At 65.6% G+C, this 21,422-nt stretch carries 16 protein-coding genes and 3 rRNA genes; 6 read left to right on the forward strand and 13 right to left on the reverse strand.

Annotated features, from left to right (window positions below; translation table 11 throughout):
- Positions 1 to 264: 264 nt before the first annotated feature.
- The 4 genes from rrf to OG507_RS08695 all read right to left on the reverse strand — a co-directional run bounded on the left by rrf (position 265) and on the right by OG507_RS08695 (position 6,743).
- Positions 265 to 381 (reverse strand): 5S ribosomal RNA (gene rrf / locus OG507_RS08680).
- Positions 382 to 489: 108 nt separating this feature from the next.
- Positions 490 to 3,610: ribosomal RNA gene (locus OG507_RS08685) — 23S ribosomal RNA — on the reverse strand.
- Positions 3,611 to 3,920: 310 nt separating this feature from the next.
- Positions 3,921 to 5,446 (reverse strand): 16S ribosomal RNA (locus tag OG507_RS08690).
- Together the 16S, 23S and 5S rRNA genes form the textbook arrangement of a ribosomal RNA operon.
- Before the next feature lie 655 nt (positions 5,447 to 6,101).
- On the reverse strand, positions 6,102 to 6,743 hold the full coding sequence (locus OG507_RS08695; protein ID WP_327366568.1) for a DNA-3-methyladenine glycosylase: 642 nt from the start codon (positions 6,741 to 6,743) through the stop codon (positions 6,102 to 6,104).
- Between the two features lie 74 nt (positions 6,744 to 6,817).
- On the opposite strand from OG507_RS08695, the gene OG507_RS08700 reads away from it, so the two are divergent.
- From OG507_RS08700 to OG507_RS08710, 3 genes are all read left to right on the forward strand, one after another.
- Positions 6,818 to 7,600 (forward strand): sporulation protein, encoded by a 783-nt coding sequence (locus OG507_RS08700; RefSeq protein ID WP_327366569.1) that lies wholly within the window; start codon positions 6,818 to 6,820, stop codon positions 7,598 to 7,600.
- 51 nt (positions 7,601 to 7,651) lie between these two features.
- Positions 7,652 to 8,182, forward strand: coding sequence for a YbhB/YbcL family Raf kinase inhibitor-like protein (locus tag OG507_RS08705; RefSeq protein ID WP_327366570.1), 531 nt, complete (start codon positions 7,652 to 7,654; stop codon positions 8,180 to 8,182).
- Between the two features lie 156 nt (positions 8,183 to 8,338).
- Positions 8,339 to 8,845 carry an HNH endonuclease gene (locus OG507_RS08710; protein WP_327366571.1) on the forward strand — a complete coding sequence of 169 codons (507 nt, stop codon included), beginning with the start codon at positions 8,339 to 8,341 and terminating at the stop codon, positions 8,843 to 8,845.
- Positions 8,846 to 8,924: 79 nt separating this feature from the next.
- Here the strand turns inward: OG507_RS08710 and OG507_RS08715 are convergent, their stop codons facing one another.
- The 4 genes from OG507_RS08715 to OG507_RS08730 form a co-directional block, all read right to left on the reverse strand.
- Entirely contained in the window at positions 8,925 to 9,692 is a 768-nt protein-coding gene (locus OG507_RS08715; protein ID WP_327366572.1) for a sulfite exporter TauE/SafE family protein, read from the reverse strand.
- A gap of 62 nt (positions 9,693 to 9,754) precedes the next feature.
- On the reverse strand, positions 9,755 to 10,690 hold the full coding sequence (locus OG507_RS08720) for an SPFH domain-containing protein (RefSeq protein ID WP_327366573.1): 936 nt from the start codon (positions 10,688 to 10,690) through the stop codon (positions 9,755 to 9,757).
- A gap of 150 nt (positions 10,691 to 10,840) precedes the next feature.
- The gene (locus OG507_RS08725; RefSeq protein ID WP_327366574.1) at positions 10,841 to 11,269 is read right to left on the reverse strand and encodes an NfeD family protein; all 429 of its coding nucleotides are present in this window, start codon (positions 11,267 to 11,269) and stop codon (positions 10,841 to 10,843) included.
- A 115-nt stretch (positions 11,270 to 11,384) separates the two neighbouring features.
- Positions 11,385 to 12,182, reverse strand: coding sequence for an ABC transporter ATP-binding protein (locus tag OG507_RS08730; protein ID WP_327366575.1), 798 nt, complete (start codon positions 12,180 to 12,182; stop codon positions 11,385 to 11,387).
- Positions 12,183 to 12,326: 144 nt separating this feature from the next.
- Here OG507_RS08730 and OG507_RS08735 point away from each other — a divergent pair, with 144 nt between their 5' ends.
- Complete coding sequence (locus OG507_RS08735; RefSeq protein ID WP_327366576.1) at positions 12,327 to 13,106, forward strand: hypothetical protein; 780 nt, start codon at positions 12,327 to 12,329, stop codon at positions 13,104 to 13,106.
- Positions 13,107 to 13,212: 106 nt separating this feature from the next.
- On the opposite strand, the gene OG507_RS08740 is transcribed toward OG507_RS08735, so the two are convergent.
- The 3 genes from OG507_RS08740 to OG507_RS08750 form a co-directional block, all read right to left on the reverse strand.
- Positions 13,213 to 13,461 carry a chaplin gene (locus tag OG507_RS08740; RefSeq protein WP_327366577.1) on the reverse strand — a complete coding sequence of 83 codons (249 nt, stop codon included), beginning with the start codon at positions 13,459 to 13,461 and terminating at the stop codon, positions 13,213 to 13,215.
- A gap of 146 nt (positions 13,462 to 13,607) precedes the next feature.
- Complete coding sequence (locus tag OG507_RS08745) at positions 13,608 to 14,252, reverse strand: response regulator transcription factor (protein WP_327275980.1); 645 nt, start codon at positions 14,250 to 14,252, stop codon at positions 13,608 to 13,610.
- Complete coding sequence (locus tag OG507_RS08750; protein WP_327366578.1) at positions 14,245 to 15,390, reverse strand: GAF domain-containing sensor histidine kinase; 1,146 nt, start codon at positions 15,388 to 15,390, stop codon at positions 14,245 to 14,247. Before OG507_RS08750 ends, OG507_RS08745 begins: the two co-directional genes overlap by 8 nt.
- A gap of 452 nt (positions 15,391 to 15,842) precedes the next feature.
- On the opposite strand from OG507_RS08750, the gene OG507_RS08755 reads away from it, so the two are divergent.
- Positions 15,843 to 16,619, forward strand: a complete 777-nt coding sequence (locus tag OG507_RS08755; RefSeq protein WP_327366579.1) for a transglycosylase SLT domain-containing protein — start codon at positions 15,843 to 15,845, stop codon at positions 16,617 to 16,619.
- A 100-nt stretch (positions 16,620 to 16,719) separates the two neighbouring features.
- Here the strand turns inward: OG507_RS08755 and OG507_RS08760 are convergent, their stop codons facing one another.
- Positions 16,720 to 19,290 carry an ABC transporter ATP-binding protein/permease gene (locus OG507_RS08760; protein ID WP_327366581.1) on the reverse strand — a complete coding sequence of 857 codons (2,571 nt, stop codon included), beginning with the start codon at positions 19,288 to 19,290 and terminating at the stop codon, positions 16,720 to 16,722.
- 264 nt (positions 19,291 to 19,554) lie between these two features.
- Here OG507_RS08760 and serB point away from each other — a divergent pair, with 264 nt between their 5' ends.
- A complete protein-coding gene (gene serB, locus OG507_RS08765; protein WP_327366582.1) occupies positions 19,555 to 20,811 on the forward strand; it encodes a phosphoserine phosphatase SerB in 1,257 nt (418 codons plus the stop codon).
- Positions 20,812 to 20,896: 85 nt separating this feature from the next.
- On the opposite strand, the gene OG507_RS08770 is transcribed toward serB, so the two are convergent.
- Positions 20,897 to 21,415, reverse strand: coding sequence for a SixA phosphatase family protein (locus tag OG507_RS08770; RefSeq protein ID WP_327366583.1), 519 nt, complete (start codon positions 21,413 to 21,415; stop codon positions 20,897 to 20,899).
- Between the last annotated feature and the right edge of the window lie 7 nt (positions 21,416 to 21,422).

Consider the following 21,422-nt stretch of genomic DNA (forward strand, 5'->3'; position numbering starts at 1 on the left):
CCGGTAGCCACCACGGTCGTTGTCCCGGCTCGGTCCGCCTGAGCGGTCGTCACGGCGGCCGCTGAAGCCGCCCCGGTCACCACCGTCCCGGCGACGCGGCTCGCGCTCCGAACGATCGTCGGGAGAGTTGGTGGACATCGGCGTGACTCCTGTCATCGGGTACTACAAGACATTCTCGCGCAGTCGGACATCCGACGCGCTTCGGCAAAACAAAAAGACCCTTGGTCCCAGCATGAACGCTGGGACCAAGGGTCCTGAAAGATTGTTCGGCGGCGTCCTACTCTCCCACAGGGTCCCCCCTGCAGTACCATCGGCGCTGAAAGGCTTAGCTTCCGGGTTCGGAATGTAACCGGGCGTTTCCCTAACGCAATGACCACCGAAACCCTATCGGGTTCTAGCGAACAAGCACACTTTTCAATTAAGTAGTGAAGCTGTTCAACCGGTGCGACTGTTCGCAACCCGGGAACAACACAGTGGACGCGAGCAACTGAGGACAAGCCCTCGGCCTATTAGTACCAGTCAGCTCCACCCGTTACCAGGCTTCCACATCTGGCCTATCAACCCAGTCGTCTACTGGGAGCCTTAACCAATCAAGTTGGTGGGAATACTCATCTCGAAGCAGGCTTCCCGCTTAGATGCTTTCAGCGGTTATCCTTTCCGAACGTAGCCAACCAGCCATGCCCTTGGCAGAACAACTGGCACACCAGAGGTTCGTCCGTCCCGGTCCTCTCGTACTAGGGACAGCCCTTCTCAATATTCCTACGCGCACAGCGGATAGGGACCGAACTGTCTCACGACGTTCTAAACCCAGCTCGCGTACCGCTTTAATGGGCGAACAGCCCAACCCTTGGGACCGACTCCAGCCCCAGGATGCGACGAGCCGACATCGAGGTGCCAAACCATCCCGTCGATATGGACTCTTGGGGAAGATCAGCCTGTTATCCCCGGGGTACCTTTTATCCGTTGAGCGACAGCGCTTCCACAAGCCACTGCCGGATCACTAGTCCCGACTTTCGTCCCTGCTCGACCCGTCGGTCTCACAGTCAAGCTCCCTTGTGCACTTACACTCAACACCTGATTGCCAACCAGGCTGAGGGAACCTTTGGGCGCCTCCGTTACTCTTTAGGAGGCAACCGCCCCAGTTAAACTACCCATCAGACACTGTCCCTGATCCGGATCACGGACCCAGGTTAGACATCCAGCACGACCAGAGTGGTATTTCAACGACGACTCCACAACCACTGGCGTGGCCGCTTCAAAGTCTCCCACCTATCCTACACAAGCCGAACCGAACACCAATATCAAACTGTAGTAAAGGTCCCGGGGTCTTTCCGTCCTGCTGCGCGAAACGAGCATCTTTACTCGTAGTGCAATTTCACCGGGCCTATGGTTGAGACAGTCGAGAAGTCGTTACGCCATTCGTGCAGGTCGGAACTTACCCGACAAGGAATTTCGCTACCTTAGGATGGTTATAGTTACCACCGCCGTTTACTGGCGCTTAAGTTCTCAGCTTCGCCGACCCGAAAGTCAGCTAACCGGTCCCCTTAACGTTCCAGCACCGGGCAGGCGTCAGTCCGTATACATCGCCTTACGGCTTCGCACGGACCTGTGTTTTTAGTAAACAGTCGCTTCTCGCTGGTCTCTGCGGCCACCCCCAGCTCACCGAGTAAATCGGATCACCAGTGATGGCCCCCCTTCTCCCGAAGTTACGGGGGCATTTTGCCGAGTTCCTTAACCATAGTTCACCCGAACGCCTCGGTATTCTCTACCTGACCACCTGAGTCGGTTTAGGGTACGGGCCGCCATGAAACTCGCTAGAGGCTTTTCTCGACAGCATAGGATCATCCACTTCACCACAATCGGCTCGGCATCAGGTCTCAGACTTAATGTGTGACGGATTTGCCTATCACACGCCCTACACCCTTACCCCGGGACAACCACCGCCCGGGCTGGACTACCTTCCTGCGTCACCCCATCGCTTACCTAATACAAGTCTGGTCCGTCGGCTCCACCACTACCCTCAACTCCGAAGAGATCGGGCCGGCTTCACGGACTTAGCATCGCCTGATTCAGTACTGGGCGTTTCAAAGCGGGTACCGGAATATCAACCGGTTGTCCATCGACTACGCCTGTCGGCCTCGCCTTAGGTCCCGACTTACCCTGGGCAGATCAGCTTGACCCAGGAACCCTTAGTCAATCGGCGCACACGTTTCTCACGTGTGTATCGCTACTCATGCCTGCATTCTCACTCGTGAACCGTCCACAACTCGCTTCCGCGGCTGCTTCACCCGGCACACGACGCTCCCCTACCCATCCACACTCCCGTTGGGGATATATGTGAATGACACGACTTCGGCGGTACGCTTGAGCCCCGCTACATTGTCGGCGCGGAATCACTTGACCAGTGAGCTATTACGCACTCTTTCAAGGGTGGCTGCTTCTAAGCCAACCTCCTGGTTGTCTCTGCGACTCCACATCCTTTCCCACTTAGCGTACGCTTAGGGGCCTTAGTCGATGCTCTGGGCTGTTTCCCTCTCGACCATGGAGCTTATCCCCCACAGTCTCACTGCCGCGCTCTCACTTACCGGCATTCGGAGTTTGGCTAAGGTCAGTAACCCGGTAGGGCCCATCGCCTATCCAGTGCTCTACCTCCGGCAAGAAACACACGACGCTGCACCTAAATGCATTTCGGGGAGAACCAGCTATCACGGAGTTTGATTGGCCTTTCACCCCTAACCACAGGTCATCCCCCAGGTTTTCAACCCTGGTGGGTTCGGTCCTCCACGAAGTCTTACCTCCGCTTCAACCTGCCCATGGCTAGATCACTCCGCTTCGGGTCTTGAGCGTGCTACTAAAACGCCCTATTCGGACTCGCTTTCGCTACGGCTTCCCCACACGGGTTAACCTCGCAACACACCGCAAACTCGCAGGCTCATTCTTCAAAAGGCACGCAGTCACGACATGCAAGCAAGCTCGCATGCGACGCTCCCACGGCTTGTAGGCACACGGTTTCAGGTACTATTTCACTCCGCTCCCGCGGTACTTTTCACCATTCCCTCACGGTACTATCCGCTATCGGTCACCAGGGAATATTTAGGCTTAGCGGGTGGTCCCGCCAGATTCACACGGGATTTCTCGGGCCCCGTGCTACTTGGGTGTCTCTTAAACGAGCCGTTGATGTTTCAGCTACGGGGGTCTTACCCTCTACGCCGGACCTTTCGCATGTCCTTCGCCTACATCAACGGTTTCTGACTCGTCTCACAGCCGGCAGACCGTGAAAAAGAGATCCCACAACCCCGCATGCGCAACCCCTGCCGGGTATCACACACATACGGTTTGGCCTCATCCGGTTTCGCTCGCCACTACTCCCGGAATCACGGTTGTTTTCTCTTCCTGAGGGTACTGAGATGTTTCACTTCCCCTCGTTCCCTCCACACTGCCTATGTGTTCAGCAGCGGGTGACAGCCCATGACGACTGCCGGGTTTCCCCATTCGGACACCCCCGGATCAAAGCTCGGTTGACAGCTCCCCGGGGCCTATCGTGGCCTCCCACGTCCTTCATCGGTTCCTGGTGCCAAGGCATCCACCGTGCGCCCTTAAAAACTTGGCCACAGATGCTCGCGTCCACTGTGCAGTTCTCAAGCAACGACCAGCCACCCGTCACACATCGCAGAAACGATGCTTCACCGGGGCCGGCGTTTGAAGGCAACCTTGCGGCCATACCTTCAGACACCCAACAGCGCGCCCAGTACCCGGAATTCACCCGGTTCGCTTTCCACGCTCCGAGGAGCAGTACTTACGACCCGGCTGAACCACCAGGTACTGAATAGTCAACGTTCCACCCATGAGCAACCACCGCCGGACATTTGCCGGCGTAATGGCCTCTGACCAGGCCAGGCCTGGTAAGAAGTGCTCCTTAGAAAGGAGGTGATCCAGCCGCACCTTCCGGTACGGCTACCTTGTTACGACTTCGTCCCAATCGCCAGTCCCACCTTCGACAGCTCCCTCCCACAAGGGGTTGGGCCACCGGCTTCGGGTGTTACCGACTTTCGTGACGTGACGGGCGGTGTGTACAAGGCCCGGGAACGTATTCACCGCAGCAATGCTGATCTGCGATTACTAGCAACTCCGACTTCATGGGGTCGAGTTGCAGACCCCAATCCGAACTGAGACCGGCTTTTTGAGATTCGCTCCGCCTCACGGCATCGCAGCTCATTGTACCGGCCATTGTAGCACGTGTGCAGCCCAAGACATAAGGGGCATGATGACTTGACGTCGTCCCCACCTTCCTCCGAGTTGACCCCGGCAGTCTCCTGTGAGTCCCCATCACCCCGAAGGGCATGCTGGCAACACAGAACAAGGGTTGCGCTCGTTGCGGGACTTAACCCAACATCTCACGACACGAGCTGACGACAGCCATGCACCACCTGTACACCGACCACAAGGGGGGCACCATCTCTGATGCTTTCCGGTGTATGTCAAGCCTTGGTAAGGTTCTTCGCGTTGCGTCGAATTAAGCCACATGCTCCGCTGCTTGTGCGGGCCCCCGTCAATTCCTTTGAGTTTTAGCCTTGCGGCCGTACTCCCCAGGCGGGGAACTTAATGCGTTAGCTGCGGCACCGACGACGTGGAATGTCGCCAACACCTAGTTCCCAACGTTTACGGCGTGGACTACCAGGGTATCTAATCCTGTTCGCTCCCCACGCTTTCGCTCCTCAGCGTCAGTAATGGCCCAGAGATCCGCCTTCGCCACCGGTGTTCCTCCTGATATCTGCGCATTTCACCGCTACACCAGGAATTCCGATCTCCCCTACCACACTCTAGCCTGCCCGTATCGACTGCAGACCCGGGGTTAAGCCCCGGGCTTTCACAACCGACGCAACAAGCCGCCTACGAGCTCTTTACGCCCAATAATTCCGGACAACGCTTGCGCCCTACGTATTACCGCGGCTGCTGGCACGTAGTTAGCCGGCGCTTCTTCTGCAGGTACCGTCACTCTCGCTTCTTCCCTGCTGAAAGAGGTTTACAACCCGAAGGCCGTCATCCCTCACGCGGCGTCGCTGCATCAGGCTTTCGCCCATTGTGCAATATTCCCCACTGCTGCCTCCCGTAGGAGTCTGGGCCGTGTCTCAGTCCCAGTGTGGCCGGTCGCCCTCTCAGGCCGGCTACCCGTCGTCGCCTTGGTAGGCCATCACCCCACCAACAAGCTGATAGGCCGCGGGCTCATCCTTCACCGCCGGAGCTTTCAACCCCGTCCCATGCGGGACAGAGTGTTATCCGGTATTAGACCCCGTTTCCAGGGCTTGTCCCAGAGTGAAGGGCAGATTGCCCACGTGTTACTCACCCGTTCGCCACTAATCCACCCCGAAAGGCTTCATCGTTCGACTTGCATGTGTTAAGCACGCCGCCAGCGTTCGTCCTGAGCCAGGATCAAACTCTCCGTGAATGTTTTCCCGTAATCGGGACAACACAACACGAGAGCGGAACAACCGGTCGGAATAAGACCGGTCATTCACAGCGTCCTCGCTGTGTACATTGCCCACCAGATCAGTGATCCGGCAGGACTTTCAAAGGAACCACCAACCTGCCGAAGCAGGCCGGGGTATCAACATATCTGGCGTTGACTTTTGGCACGCTGTTGAGTTCTCAAGGAACGGACGCTTCCTTCGTACTCACCCTCTCGGGCTTTCCTCCGGGCTTTTCCCTTCGGTCTTGCGTTTCCGACTCTATCAGACTCTTTCGTGTCCGATTCCCGGTCGAAGCGGGTTCCGCTTTCCAGTTCTTCGCTTTCGCGTTTCCCTTTCCGGCGGTTCCAACCTTACCAGAACCTTTTCGTTCCGTTTCCGGTCCGAATTTGAATTCCGGTGGCCGTTGGAGTGGCCTTTGCCTTTCGGCGCATCCGCTACGTTAACCGATTTCCTTGGCGACTCATAATCGAGTCGATGGGGTCGAATTACGGCATGCCGAATTCGCACCCGCCAGGGTGAGTCGTAGGTAGTGGTTGGCCGCTTCCGGGTGCTCGGGGCGGTCCGATGGACCGTACCGACAGCAGTACCCGTTTCAAGCGGCTCGGACTACATTAGGCGGCGCCCAAGGGCGAGTCAAGTTGCGCGGCGGCGTGGCACATGAGCCCTGTAGGGGCTCACCGTGGGGTCTCCATCGATCCAGAAGCGCCACGGATGTGTTGCTCCGTCACCTCCCACTCCGGTACGCGGACCGTTGCGTACCTGGTCACGGGGTGGTGGGGTGCCGTGCAGTACGGACAGCGGGGCGCCGGGGTGGGCGATGGCGTCGGTGCCGTTCAGTCCGCGGTCGATGTCCAGGGCGGTGGCCAGTCGGGCCGGGCCTTTGGCCAGTTCCTTGTCATTGCGGGCCGAGATTCGACGCTTGCGGGTGAGGTCGGCGCCGGTCTGGATGGCGCCGGCGCGGAGCAGGGCACCGCTCGCCTCGCCCTCCGGCCCGCACACCAGGTTGAGGCAGTGCCACATGCCGTAGGTGAAGTAGACGTATGCGTGGCCGGGTGGTCCGTACATGACGCTGTTGCGCGGGGTGCGCCCCCTGAAGGCATGCGATCCGGGATCGATCTCGCCGGCGTAGGCCTCCACCTCGGTGAGGCGTAGCTCGATCGGGCCGTCGGGGGTGGCGCGTACCAGGATCCGGCCCAGGAGGTCGGGTGCCACATCCAGTACGGGGCGGTCGAAGAAGTCGCGTGTCAGTGGCGTACGGTCCGGGCCCTCGGTCATGGCGTTCGAGGCTACCGGGAACCGACTACCGTCTTGGCGCGTATGTAGGGGTCAGGGACCAAGGAGGAGTAAACATGGGCTTCAAGCGGCTGCTCGCAAGTCTGGGTGCCGGTGGTGCTTCGGTGGAGACCGAGCTGACCGAACTCAATGTCGTACCGGGCGGGGTCGTACAGGGCGAGGTGCGGATCCAGGGCGGATCCGTGGATCAGCAGATCGAGGGGCTCTCCGTCGGGCTGCAGGCCCGCGTCGAGGTCGAGGGCCAGGACACGGAGTCCAAGCAGGACATCGAGTTCACCAAGCTCCGGCTCGGTGGCGCGTTCGAGGTGCGGGCCGGTGCCGTGCACGTCGTGCCGTTCGGGCTCGAAATTCCGTGGGAGACGCCGATCACGATGTTCGCCGGTCAGCATCTGCACGGCATGAACATCGGTGTGACCACGGAGCTGGAGATCGCGCGGGCGCTGGACTCGGGCGACCTGGACCCGATCAATGTGCACCCGCTCCCGGCGCAGCAGGCCATTCTCGATGCCTTCGGGCAGCTCGGCTTCGGTTTCCGCAGTGCGGACATGGAGCGCGGCCACATTCGCGGCACGCGTCAGCGGCTGCCGTTCTACCAGGAGATCGAGTTCGTCCCGCCGCAGCAGTACCGCGGGCTGAACCAGGTGGAGCTGACGTTCGTCGCGGACGACCGCGAGATGGACGTCATCGTGGAGATGGACAAGAAGCCGGGGCTCTTCAGTGAGGGCAGTGACTCGTACCGGGCGTTCAAGGTCGGGCTCAACGACTTCCAGGGGACCGACTGGGCTGCGTATCTCAATCAGTGGATCTCCCAGGTCGGCGGTCGGCGCAACTGGCTCTAGGGTCGGTGGAGACCTGCTGACAGCAGTAGAGCGATCAGGAGAGGTGCAGACGTGACCGAGCCGAAGAAGGCGCCGCTGCCGCACGACTTCCATCCCGAGGTGCCGTCGTTCACGGTGGTGAGCGAGGATCTGGCGCCCGGGGCCGTGCTGGCGGATGCCCAGGTGTTCGCGGCCGGGAACACCTCGCCGCAGTTGCGGTGGGAGGGGTTCCCCGCTGAGACCAAGAGTTTCGCCGTGACCTGCTTCGATCCCGATGCTCCGACGGGCAGCGGGTTCTGGCACTGGGTGCTCTTCGACATCCCGGCCTCCGTCACGGAGCTGCCGGCCGGTGCGGGCAGCGGGAAGTTCGAGGGGCTGCCGCCCGGTGCCGTACAGGTCCGTAACGACTACGGGTCGAAGGACTTCGGCGGTGCCGCGCCGCCGGCCGGGGAGAGCCACCGCTATGTCTTCACCGTGTACGCGGTGGACAGCGAGAAGCTGGGTGTCGACAGCGATGTATCGCCCGCGGTCGTCGGATTCAATCTGCGGTTCCACACGCTGGGCCGTGCTCAGCTGATCGGTGAGTACACGGGTCCTGCCTAGTACCTGGTGAACCGAGAGTTCTCCCGCTGTTTGCCCTGCCCTGGTCTTGGAGAGATCAGGGCAGGGCATTTTTTATTGCGTTGTCCATCACGGCCTGCCCAGCCAGAGTTGATCCGGGCCTGCCAGGGGGCGGGCGGCACACGGGAGGTGGGCGAGATGCGGGACACGCTGGTGCTGAACGCGAGCTTCGAGCCGCTGTCGACAGTGACACTGAACCGTGCGGTGGTGCTGATTCTGCAGGACAAGGCCGTCGTCGAGCAGTCGCACCCCGATCTCCGTATGCGTGGCGCCGCCGTGGACATTCCGGTGCCTCGGGTGATCAGGCTCTGCCGGTACGTACGGGTGCCGTTCCGAAGACAGGCTCCGTGGTCCAGAAGGGGCGTGCTGATACGGGACCAGCACCGGTGCGCGTACTGCGGGCGGCGGGCGAGCACCGTCGACCATGTGGTGCCGCGTGCCCAGGGCGGTCAGGACACCTGGCTGAACACGGTGGCGTCCTGCGCCGAGGACAATCACCGCAAGGCGGCCCGGACGCCGGAGCAGGCGGGCATGCCGCTGCTGCGGCAGCCGTTCGTACCGTCTCCGGCGGAGGCGATGCTGCTGGCGATGGGGGCCGGTGAGCGGTCGGCGCTGCCGGAGTGGCTGGACCGCACCGCGGCGTAGGCGGTGTGGGCGACGTAGTCGGCGTACGCATGTTGTCGTGTTGGATGCCCGTCTTCTTGTGGAGACGGGCATCCGCGCGTCAGCGGCTCAGCAGTTGGACGATGGCGAGCGTGCCGACCGCGACGATGAGGACGCGCAGGACGGTGGGGCTGAGGTGGCGGCCGATCCTGGCGCCGATCTGGCCGCCCAGCGTGGAGCCGACCGCGATCAGTACGACGGCCGTCCAGTCGAAGTGCGCGACGAAGAGGAAGAAGAGCGCGGCAACGCTGTTGACGACCGCGGCCAGGACGTTCTTGACGGCATTGAGGCGCTGCATCGTGTCGTCGAGCAGCATGCCCATCAGGGAGAGGTAGATGATCCCCTGGGCGGCGGTGAAGTAGCCGCCGTAGACGCTGGCGAGCATCAGTCCGGCGAAGAGGAGCGGGCCGCCGTCGGGGCGGGCGGAGGTGCCGTTGTGTTCTCGGCGGCGCTGGACGGCTTTGCTGATGCGGGGTTGCAGGATGACCAGGACGAGGGCCAGGGCCACCAGGATCGGCACGATCGTCTCGAAGGCCGTGGAGGGCAGGGCCAGCAGCAGGGTGGCGCCGGTGAGGCCGCCGATCATGGCGCCGACGGCGAGCCTGCGGACGCGGTGGCCCTGTCCCGCGAGTTCCTTGCGGTAGCCGATGGCGCCGCTGATGGAGCCGGGGATCAGGCCGAGGGCGTTGGAGACGGTGGCGGTGACCGGGGGCAGGCCGGTGGCGAGCAGCACCGGGAAGGTGATCAGCGTTCCCGAGCCGACGATCGTGTTGATCGTTCCTGCGCTGCTGCCCGCGGCGAAGACGGCGAGCATCTCCCACATGGTCATGGTGCATCCCCCGTGCATGATCGGTGCTTGATGCACTGATCATGCACGAGGGCGTGTACTCGTCAGTCGACGGGGGGCTGCTCCCGGCGTTCCCGCTCCTTGCCGGTGTCGAAGCCGGGGACGCCGGAGCCGAGGTTGCCGAAGGCCCCGCTGAGGCCCTTGAGGGCGTCTCCGATCTCGCTGGGCACGATCCAGAGCTTGTTGGCGTCTCCCTCGGCGATCTTCGGGAGCATCTGGAGGTACTGGTACGAGAGCAGCTTCTGGTCCGGGTCGCCCGCGTGGATGGACTCGAAGACCGTACGGATGGCCTGGGCCTCGCCCTCCGCGCGCAGGGCCGATGCCTTGGCCTCACCTTCGGCGCGCAGGATCGCGGACTGCTTCTCGCCCTCCGCGGTGAGGATCGCGGACTGCCGGGTTCCTTCGGCCTGGAGGATCGCGGCGCGCTTGTCACGGTCGGCGCGCATCTGCTTCTCCATCGAGTCCTGGATGGAGGTGGGCGGTTCGATCGCCTTGAGTTCGACGCGGTTGACGCGGATGCCCCACTTGCCGGTCGCCTCGTCGAGGACTCCGCGCAGGGCGGCGTTGATCTCCTCGCGGGAGGTCAGGGTCCGCTCCAGGTCCATGCCGCCGATGATGTTGCGGAGGGTGGTGACGGTGAGCTGCTCGATCGCCTGGATGTAGCTGGCGACTTCGTAGGTCGCGGCCCTCGCGTCGGTCACCTGGTAGTAGATGACGGTGTCGATGTTGACGACCAGGTTGTCCTGGGTGATCACCGGCTGGGGCGGGAAGGGCACGACCTGTTCACGGAGGTCGATGCGGTTCCTGATGGTGTCGATGAACGGAACGACGATGTTCAGGCCTGCGTTGAGCGTGCGGGTGTAGCGGCCGAAGCGCTCCACGATGGCGGCGCTGGCCTGCGGGATGACCTGGATCGTCTTGATCAGGGCGATGAAGACGAGCACCACCAGAATGATCAGGACGATGATGATCGGTTGCATCGTGTTCCTCGTGCCCTTCGGTTGCCGACGGATCGCGATGATCGAGGTCGAGGTCGAATTCGCGGAGGGGCCGCATGCCTTGACGGCCCCGATCCAATGAAGATCGACTTCGAGTCTGACAGAACGCGCGCTGCTGTGTGGGTGGTTCGGTCACATGACGACGGCCGTAGCTCCGTCGATGTCGACAACATCGACCTGTTGGCCCGGATCGAAGCTCTGGTGCTCGTCGAGTGCGCGGGCGGACCAGACCTCTCCGGCCAGCTTGATCCGGCCGCCGCTGCCGTCGACCCGTTCCAGGACGACCGCCTGACGGCCCTTCAGCGCATCGATGCCGGTGGCGAGTTGAGGCCGGTCGGCACGGTGCCTGGCGGCGATCGGGCGGACCACGGCGATGAGCGCCACGGAGACCACGACGAATACCAGTACTTGGGCCACGATGCCGCCGCCGAGTGCCGCGACCACTGCCGCGCACACCGCTCCGACGGCGAACATGCCGAACTCGGGCATCGCGGTCAGGACGAGCGGAATGCCCAGTCCCACCGCGCCGATCAGCCACCACACCCACGCGTCGATGTCCACGTGGTCATGGTAGGACCGCGGGTGCCCTCACGGACAGGGCGCGGGCGGACGGCTGCGGCTGCGGCTGCGGCTGCGGCTGCGGAGCTTGTGTCCGGGGACTGTCGTCGGGTTGCGCTTACGCGAGCGGCAGTCCGTGGGCGGTGTAGCGGTCGGCGGCGTGCTCGACGACGAGCGGCAGGCCGAAGCAGAGGGAGAGGTTGCGGGAGCTGAGCTCGGTCTCCATGGGGCCCGCGGCGAGCACCTTGCCCTGGCGGATCATCAGGACGTGGGTGAAGCCGGGGGCGATCTCCTCGACATGGTGTGTGACCATGATCATGGAGGGCGCGAACGGATCCCGGGCCAGCCGGCCGAGGCGGCGGACCAGATCCTCGCGGCCGCCGAGGTCGAGTCCCGCGGCGGGTTCGTCGAGGAGGAGGAGCTCGGGGTCGGTCATCATGGCGCGGGCGATCAGGGTGCGCTTGCGCTCGCCCTCGGACAGGGTGCCGAACTTGCGGTCGAGGTACTCGGTCATGCCGAGCCGGTCGAGGAAGGCGCGGGCGCGCTCCTCGTCGACGGCTTCGTAGTTCTCGTGCCAGGTGGCGGTCATGCCGTACGCGGCGGTGAGCACCGTCTGCAGAACGGTCTGGCGCCTGGGCAGCTTCTCGGCCATGGCGACGCCCGCGATTCCGATGCGGGGGCGCAGTTCGAAGACATCGGTGCCGACGCCGCCGAGCTGCTCGCCAAGGATCTTGGCGGTGCCCTTGGTGGGGAAGAGGTAGCTGGACGCGATGTTGAGGAGGGTGGTCTTGCCGGCGCCGTTCGGTCCGAGGATGACCCAGCGCTCTCCCTCCTTGACCTGCCAGGAGACGTCGTCCACCAGAGCGCGTCCGTCGCGGACCACGGATACGTCCACCAGCTCCAGTACATCGCTCATGGCGCGTTGTCTCCCCATGCAGTGTCGAGATCGTCGCGTGCCTGTGGGCACAGCTTCCAGGGAAATCTACGCCACCTCGGGAGAGCTCCCGGCGCTGGGCCCGTGTGACGGACAGGCCCGCGGTCCGTTCCCTAGGCTGTTGCCATGCTTTCGGAACCACGCTCAGGGCTGCTGGCCGCCTGGGGAAACGCACTTCTGGCCGGACTCGTGTCGCCTGACGACGCGGCGCTCGCCATTGTCAGGGAGGACGCGGTGCACCGCGTCGAGGGACTGCCGGGTGAAGCGGGGCCGGTCGGGCTCACGCTGGCGCTCGGGCGGATGCGGGGGTTGGGGGTGACCGGTTTCCGGGTCGCGCTGCCTGCGCCCGGGCATCCGCTGGGGCTGAGCGGTCCGCCGGACTTCAATGCGCGGGCGTTGGAGGCCGAGGAGGCGGTGGTCGCGTTCGGTGCGCCGTACGGGCTTGTTCCCGAGGTGCACGAGGTGGGGCCGGAGGGGGATCTGCACATCGAGGTGGTGTGGCGTTGTCTGCCGGTGCGGGAGGCGCCGCCTGCCGATGTGCCGTCCCTGAGTGAGGCCGAGCGGGAGCTCGCGGAGGCCTTGCGGGATGCGACGGCGGCGCTGTCGCGCCTGGACGTGGCCGGTTCCGGACCGGTGGCGGAGGCGGCGGTGGATGCGTACCGGGCGCGTACGGAGCGGGGGCGCGAGGTGCTGGCTCCGGGGTATCCGCCGCGGGCGGTGCGGGTGCTGGAGCTGGCGCAGCGGGTCGGACTGCTGATCTCGGTGGCGTACGAGAACGGGCACGGCGGGGCGGTGAGCGCCTCGGAGATCGCGGCCCGGGGGGAGGCGCTGAGGCCGGTGGAGCGGGTGGCTCGGCGGGCGCAGGTTGCCGCGTACAACGCGTATGTGGAGGAGCGCGAGCGGTAGTCCCTGAGCGGTCGGCGGTTGTGCCCGGGCGTCGCGGGGTGCTGTTTGGCCCTCGATCGCCGGACGGGCTGTGTGCCCGGCCGGCGACGTCGGACCGTCAGGTCGGTCAGCGGTTCAGGCCGAAGTTGCCGAAGGCCGGGTTGAGCAGGCCGATCACGTTGACGGTGTTGCCGACCACGTTCACCGGGATGTGCACCGGGACCTGGACGACGTTGCCACTGGCTACGCCCGGGGAGTGGGTCGCGGCACCGTGGGCGCCCGCGCCGTGGCCGGTGGCGGAGGCCGCGCCGGCACCGGCGGCGATGATTCCGCCTGCGAGCAGGGTGACGGCTGCGGCCTTCTTCAGGTTCTTCACTTCAGGATCCTCCTAGCGTGGCTGCGGCCAGCCGCCGCAGCACCCTGGAGAACGCCTCGGGGTCGGACAGGTTGCGCCGTCCGAGTGACATACACCCGACAGTATGAATCTCGGTCCGGAGGAGGACGGTCCGCTTCGGGGTCGGGTCAGCCCGCAGCCCCATGTCGGACGGCCCAGAGGGCTGCCTGGGTCCGGTCCGAGAGGTCCAGCTTCATCAGGATGTTCGAGACGTGGGTCTTGACGGTCTTCTCGGAGAGGACCAGCGCCCGCGCGATCTCGCGGTTGGAGCGGCCGTCGGCGATCAGGCCCAGCACTTCCCGCTCCCGTTCGGTGAGGGTGCTCCCCCGGCCGGTGCCGCCGCCCGCGTCGTCCTGGGCGAGCAGGGCCCCCGCGACCTCCGGCTGGAGCAGGACGTGGCCCGCGTACACCGAGCGGATGGCGCCGGCCAGGGCGTCCGGGTCGACGTCCTTGTATACGTAACCGGAAGCTCCGGCGCGCAGGGCGGGGACCACGGTGCGCTGCTCGGTGAAGCTGGTGACGATGAGGACCTTGGCCGGGTTCTCCAGCTCGCGGAGCTTGCGCAGGGCCTCGATCCCGTCGGTACCGGGCATCTTGATGTCCATCAGAACGACATCGGGACGGAGCTCCTCGGTCCTGGCCACCCCCTCGGCGCCGTCGGACGCCTCGCCGACGACCTCTATGTCGTCCTGGATCTCCAGGAACGTACGCAGACCGCGGCGGACCACCTGGTGGTCGTCGACCAGCAGCACCCTGATGATCTTGTCAGCCACCGGGTACCTCCATCTCGATCGTGGTGCCCTTGCCGGGCGCCGATTCAACGGTGAGTCTTCCGCCGACCCCGCTCGCGCGGTCCCGCATCGACACCAGGCCGAGGTGGCGGCCCGCCTGCCGGGTCGCCGTGGGCTCGAAGCCGCTGCCGTCGTCGGTGATCCGCAGCACGGTGCCGCCGCGGTGCCGGGTCAGGGTGACGTCGACCTGCCCGGCGCCCGAGTGGCGCAGTGCGTTGTGCAGGGCCTCCTGGGAGACCCGGAGCAGCGCTTCTTCCTGGGCGGCGGGCAGGGCCCGTACGCCCAGGCTCTCGAAGGTGACCCTGGCCGTGTGGGCCCGGTCCAGGACCTGGACCTGGGTACGGAGCGTGGCGATGAGGCCGTCCTCGTCGAGCGCGGCCGGGCGCAGTTCGACGACGGCGGCGCGCAGCTCGTCCACGGCTTCCGCGGCGAGCGCGGCGACCTGCTGGAGCTCGCCCTTGGCACGGGCCGGGTCGCGGTCGACGAGGGCGGTGGCGGCCTGGGCCGTCAGCCGCAGCGAGAACAGCTTCTGGCTGACCGCGTCGTGCAGCTCATGGGCGAGCCGGGAGCGCTCCTCGGCGATGGTGAGCTCGCGGCTGCGCTCGTACAGACGGGCATTGGTGAGGGCGATCGCCGCGTGCTGGGCGAGGATCGCCAGCAGTTCCTCGTCCTCCGCGGTGAAGCCGCAGGTGCCCTCGGGCTTGGGGCAGCGCTTGTTGGCGAGGAAGAGTGCGCCGATGATCTCGTCGCCGTCACGGATGGGCAGGCCGAGGAAGTCGGACATGTCGGGGTGCGCGGTCGGCCAGCCCTCGAAGCGGGGGTCCTGGCGGACATCGGCGAGACGCTCGGGCTTGGCCTGGTGGAGCATCGCGGCCAGGATGCCGTGCTGCCGGGGCAGGGGGCCGATGGCCTTCCACTGCTCGTCGCTGACACCGTCGACGACGAACTGGGCGAAGCCGCCGTGGTCGTCAGGGACGCCCAGGGCCGCGTACTCGGCGTCCAGCAGCCCGCGGGCCGAAGCGACGATCGTCTTCAGGACATCACGCACTTCGAGGTGCCGGCTCATGGCGAGCAGCGCGGCACTCACCGCTGCGAGACCCGACGGTGGGCGATGGCTCATGGCCTCACCGTACCGGCGGGGGCGGAGCGGCCGTATCGGCCTGTGGACGGTGCCGGCCAGGACGCAGGGCCTAGGTCCTTTCGGCGCGGGGCGTGCGGGAGTCGGTCATGAGGCGCGATATACCGGCGAACAGATACGGAGCATCACACTCCGAATTGCTTGAGCAACGATTGGTGAGCTTGTTACACGGCCGATGTGAGGCCGAGCATAGGACCCACGTCACTTACGAAGCCGGGTAGTGGATACGTAAGTGCCACATCAAGGAGTATGAGCGCGGGCCGTCACGTTCGAGCGGGGCCGTGATCCACTATCCGGGTTCGTACGTCACACCTTTGCCACGGGATTTTGCTGGCGCTAAGAATTGCCCTTGTCCCCGACGGAGCTTGAGAGAACAACGCTTCCCGTCTTCGTCCTCCGTGAGGACTCCCGCGATTCGAAGAGGTATGCCTGCCATGACCATGTCCCGCATCCCCGGCCGCAGTCGTCGTCTGAACAAGACCCAGAAGCTCACCGTCGCCGGCATCTCCGCCTGCGCCGTCGCTTCGCTCTCGTTCTCGCTCGTCCCCGCCAATGCAGAGTCCAAGCCCGAGGCGCAGGCACCCGTGTCCGCCGCCCCCGTGGTCCTCGCATCGGTCGCCGGTTCTTCGCAGGTCAAGGCCGTGCAGGCCAGCATCATCGAGCAGCACTCCACCGCCGAGAAGCTGGTGAAGGCCGCCGACCTCGCCCGGGCCAAGAAGGCCGCCGCCGTCGAGGCGAAGGCCAAGGCCGTGGCCAAGGCCAAGGCCGTGGCCGCCGCCGAGGCCAAGGCCCGTGCCGAGGCCAAGGCCGCCGCGAAGGCCAAGGCCGCCGCCGAGCGCGCCGGGACGCAGGCCGCCAGCCGCTCCCAGTCCCGTACCCCGGTCGCCTACGCCAACAACCTGGACGGCTGGATCAGGCAGGCCCTGGACGTCATGAAGGCCCACGGCATCCCCGGCTCGTACAACGGACTGCACCGCAACATCATGCGGGAGTCCACCGGTAACCCGAACGCGATGAACGGCTGGGACATCAACGCCCAGAACGGCACCCCGTCCTGTGGCCTGCTGCAGGTCATCCAGCCGACGTTCAACGCGTACCACGTCCCGGGCACCTCGATGAACATCTACGACCCGGTCGCCAACATCACGGCCGCGGCCAACTACGCCGCCGACCGCTACGGCTCGATCGACAACGTCAACAGCGCGTACTGATCGGCTCCGGACGACCCCGGACGATCCGCGCACGCGCCGAAGGGCGGCACCCCGTACAAGGGGGTGCCGCCCTTCGGCGTTCCGTGCCGGTTGCCCGCGCCTACTTGCGCATGACCTCCGGCTCGTGGCGGCGCAGCAGTCGCGCGACCGCGACGCCGCAGATGATGCCGAGGATCAGCAGGACCGAGATGTCGATCCCCCACTGCGTGGCCGAGTGCTCCCACAGCGGGTCCAGATCGGTCGGGTTCTTCGGGTCCCACGGCGCCATGAGGTGCGAGAGGTCGAGGGTCGTGCCCGCGCCGGCGATCGCCCAGCGCGACGGCATCAGCCAGGCGAACTGCTCCAGGCCGGGCGATCCGTACACCTGGAAGAGGATGCCGGTGAAGACGACCTGGACGATCGCGAACATGACCAGCAGCGGCATGGTCTTCTCGGCGGTCTTCACCAGTGAGGAGATCACCAGGCCGAACATCATCGAGGTGAAGCCGAGCGCGATGATCGTCAGGCAGAGCTCGACGGCCGGCGGCATGATCAGGCCCTCTGCGGGCAGCTCACGGGTGGCGAAGCCGATGCCGCAGATGATGACGCCCTGGATGGCCGTGATCACGCCGAGGACGATCACCTTGGACATCAGATAGGCGGAGCGGGACAGGCCGGTGGCCCGTTCCCGTTCGTAGATGACGCGTTCCTTGATCAGTTCTCGTACGGAGTTGGCCGCACCGGAGAAGCACATGCCGACCGCGAGGATCAGCATGATCGTCCCGGCGGCTCCGTTGAACCGGGACGGCGGCTTGGGCGGGGCCAGGCCGAAGTCGGCCGGGATGACGACGCTGACGACACCGAGCACGGCGGGCAGGATCACCATCAGGCCGATGAAGCCCTTGTCGGACGCGATCACCGAGACGTAGCGGCGCATCAGCGTCCACAGCTGGGCCGTCCAGCTCTGCGGCTTCGGCGGACGCATCTGCTGCGGCGGCGGCATGTGTACGGACTGCGCGGCGACGGCGTCGATGTCCGCGGCGTACATCTGGTAGTGCTGCGAACCGCGCCAGCGGCCCGCCCAGTCGTAGTCGCGGTAGTTCTCGAACGCGGAGAAGACGTCGGCCCAGGTGGTGTAGCCGAAGAAGTTGAGCGCTTCCTCCGGCGGACCGAAGTAGGCGACGGAACCGCCCGGCGCCATGACGAGCAGCTTGTCGCAGATCGCCAGCTCGGCGACCGAGTGCGTGACGACGAGGACGGTGCGGCCGTCGTCGGCCAGGCCGCGCAGCAGCTGCATGACATCGCGGTCCATGCCCGGGTCGAGGCCGGAGGTCGGCTCGTCCAGGAAGATCAGCGACGGCTTGGTGAGCAGCTCCAGGGCCACGGAGACCCGCTTGCGCTGGCCGCCGGAGAGCGAGGTGACCTTCTTGTCCTTGTGGATGTCGAGCTTCAGCTCGGCGAGGACTTCGAGGATCCGGGCCTGGCGTTCGGCCTCGGTGGTGTCCGCGGGGAAGCGGAGCTTGGCCGCGTACTTGAGGGCCTTGGTGACGGTGAGTTCCTTGTGCAGGATGTCGTCCTGCGGGACCAGACCGATGCGCTGGCGCAGCTCGGCGAACTGCTTGTACAGGTTCCGGTTGTCGTAGAGGACATCGCCCTCGTTGGCGGGCCGGTAGCCGGTGAGCGCCTTGAGCAGGGTGGACTTGCCGGACCCCGACGGGCCGATGACCGCGATGAGCGACTTCTCCGGGACGCCGAAGGAGACGTCCTTGAGGATCTGCTTCCCGCCGTCGACCGTCACCGTGAGGTGGCGGGCGGAGAAGGAGACCTCACCGGTGTCGACGAACTCTTCGAGCCGGTCGCCGACCAGGCGGAAGGTCGAGTGGCCGACACCGACGATGTCGTTGGGGCCGATGAGCGCGGAGCCGGACTTGGAGAGCGGCTGGCCGTTGACGTAGGTGCCGTTGTGGGATCCGAGGTCACGGATCTCGAAGCGGCCGTCGGGCGTCGCGTGGAACTCGGCGTGGTGGCGCGAGACCTGGAGGTCGGAGACGACCAGTTCGTTCTCCAGCGCACGGCCGATGCGCATGACGCGGCCGAGGGCAAGCTGGTGGAACGTGGTCGGGCTGCGGTCGCCGTACACCGGCGGGGCCCCCGCGACACCGCCGGGACCGCCTGCGTCGGGCGTCTTCACCGGGCCGCCCTGCTGGTGCGGAACCTGGGGCTGTCGGGGCTGCTGCGACTGGGCCTGAGGCGCCTGCGGCCAGCCCTGCTGCGGCTCTTGCGGAGCGGGGGCCTGCCGGCCGGGCCAGTCGGCGCCGCCTTGCTGGGGCTGCTGGACGGGGGGCTGCTGCGCACCCGCGCCCTGGCCGCTGTACACATCGGCGCCGGCTGCGGCGCTCATGCTCAGTCGCGGACCGTCAGTGGCGTTGCCCAGGTGCACGGCGGAGCCGGGTCCTATCTCCAGCTGATGGATCCGGCGGCCCTGCACATAGGTGCCGTTGGTGCTGCCGTGGTCCTCGATGAACCAACTGTGGCCCCCCCAGCTGATCGTGGCATGCCGCCACGACACCCTGGCGTCGTCGATCGTCAGGTCGCCCTGCGGATCGCGCCCGAGGGTGTACGACCTGGACGGATCGAGCGTCCAGGTCCTGCCATTCAATTCCAGTACGAGTTCCGGCACTCCGCGCCCCACTAGTTGTCCCCCGAGTTACCCCCATCGCAGGGAGTCTAGGGATGCTGAACATCGTGGGGAACTATTCCAGGAGCAGTCCCCGATACGAAAGTCGGGCGGGGTGAAGACCCTGCCGGGATCCGCCCCCGGTCGCCGAGCGTGCCCGCGCGCGTGCCGTCCGTCGTCGCCCGTGTGCTCCGGCCAGGGGGTACGAGGACGACGCGTTGTCCGGTCCTCGGGACGGGCCTCCGGTGCCTTCGGGCGGACCGATACGGTGGAAGCACCATGAGCGCATCTCAGCCACCTCAGTCCTCCCCCTCTCCTGAGCCCCCTGAGTCCCGTCGGGGCACCGACGCACCCACCCTTCTCGTGAAGATCTTCGGGAAGGACCGGCCCGGAATCACTGCCGGGCTCTTCGACACCCTCGCCGCCTACTCCGTCGATGTCGTCGACATCGAGCAGGTCGTCACCCGTGGCCGCATCGTCCTGTGCGCGCTGGTCACCGCCCCGACCGCGGGCGGCACCACCGAGGGCGACCTGCGGGCGACCGTGCACAGCTGGGCCGATTCACTGAAGCTGCAGGCCGAGATCATCTCCGGTACGGGTGACAACCGGCCGCGCGGCTACGGGCGTTCCCATGTGACGGTACTCGGGCACCCGCTGACCGCGGAGTCCACCGCCGCCATAGCGGCCACGATCACCTCGACCGGCGGGAACATCGACCGTATCTTCCGGCTCGCGAAGTACCCGGTCACGGCAGTCGAGTTCGCGGTCTCCGGCACCGCGACCGAGGAGCTGCGGACGGCGCTGGCGACGGAGTCCGCCGGGATCGGTGTCGATGTGGCGGTCGTGTCGGCCGGGCTGAGCCGCCGGGCGCAGCGGCTGGTCGTCATGGACGTCGACTCGACGCTCATCCAGGACGAGGTCATCGAGCTCTTCGCCGCCCACGCCGGATGCGAGGACAAGGTCGCCGAGGTGACCGAACAGGCGATGCGCGGCGAGCTGGACTTCGAACAGTCCCTGCACGCACGGGTGGCGCTGCTGGCGGGGCTCGATGTGTCGGTGGTGGACAAGGTCCGCGCCGAGGTACGGCTGACGCCGGGCGCCCGCACCCTGATCCGTACGCTGAAGCGGCTCGGTTACCAAGTGGGCGTGGTATCGGGCGGGTTCACCCAGGTGACCGACGATCTGAAGGAGCGGCTCGGGCTCGACTTCGCCTCTGCCAACACCTTGGAAGTGGTCGACGGAAAGCTCACCGGACGAGTGACCGGCGACATCGTCGACCGGGCCGGCAAGGCCAGGCTGCTACGCAGCTTCGCCGCGCAGGCCGGGGTGCCGCTGGCGCAGACCGTCGCGATCGGTGACGGTGCGAACGACCTGGACATGCTGAACACCGCCGGGCTCGGGGTGGCCTTCAACGCCAAGCCGGTGGTCCGCGAGGCAGCGCACACCGCGGTGAACGTGCCGTTCCTGGACACCGTGCTGTATCTGCTCGGCATCACCCGCGAGGAGGTCGAGGCCGCCGACGGTCTCGTCGACTGACGCGTACCCGCGCACGAGCAGGGCCCCGGTGGTTTCCGCACCGGGGCCCTGCTCGTACGACAGCGAAATCGGTCCGCCGGTGAGATCAGTCGTTGGGCGTCCAGTACTCGACCAGCTTGCCCACTCCGTGCTCCACGCCCTTCCAGGAGCCGGTGAACCGGACGACGGCGAAGGCCGCGGTCGGGAAGCCGCCCCGGTTCATCCTGGCCAGGGCGTCGCCCTCGGCCGATTCCGCGAGGGCGTCGGCGACGGCGTGCATACCGGGGTTGTGGCCGATCACCAGAAGGTCGCGTACATCGTCGGGGGTCTCGTTGATCAGCGCGATCAGTTCACCGGTGGACGCCTCGTACAGTCGCTCCTCGTACACGGTCCTGGGACGGTGGGGCATCTCGTGCACCGCCAGCTTCCACGTCTCGCGCGTCCTGGTGGCGGTCGAGCAGAGGGCCAGGTCGATGGTGATGCCGGAATCGACGAGTTTGCGGCCGGCTACCGGCGCATCCTTGCGGCCGCGCTCCGCGAGCGGCCGCTCATGGTCGGAGTCCTGCGACCATTCCGCTTTTGCATGCCTGAGAAGAACGATCCTGCGAGGTGTATCGACGCTCATACACCTC

The organism is Streptomyces sp. NBC_01217 (assembly GCF_035994185.1).
Lineage (GTDB): Bacteria > Actinomycetota > Actinomycetes > Streptomycetales > Streptomycetaceae > Streptomyces.